This window comes from Mesorhizobium sp. M1A.T.Ca.IN.004.03.1.1 (assembly GCF_003997555.1).
Lineage (GTDB): Bacteria > Pseudomonadota > Alphaproteobacteria > Rhizobiales > Rhizobiaceae > Mesorhizobium.
On the sequence record NZ_RZTV01000632.1, the window covers coordinates 1 to 256 of the forward strand.

At 56.2% G+C, this 256-nt stretch carries 1 pseudogene; it reads left to right on the plus strand.

Features of this window, described 5'->3' with window-relative positions:
• Positions 1 to 171 (plus strand): annotated as a pseudogene (locus EOD29_RS37670) (fatty acid desaturase); the annotation flags it as partial.
• Positions 172 to 256: the final 85 nt, after the last annotated feature.

Sequence of the window (256 nt, forward strand, 5' to 3'; positions counted from 1 at the left end):
CCGCCTCCCGGAAGTGCTCCGAAACCATCCGGAATCGGCGAGATCGGCAGGATCACGCTGTGGCAGAGCTGGCACTGCGTAAAGCTGATCCTGTGGGACGAAGGAAGCTGGCGTTTGGTCTCGTTTCGTGAAGCGGCCGCTATCGCACCCGTCACTCGGGAAGCTCAGTGAGATCTTCCCAGCGCAGATCAGGATATTCTTTGCAAAAGAAATTGTGCGGTGCAGCATTCGTACCCATATAAGAACTTGTGCCCGT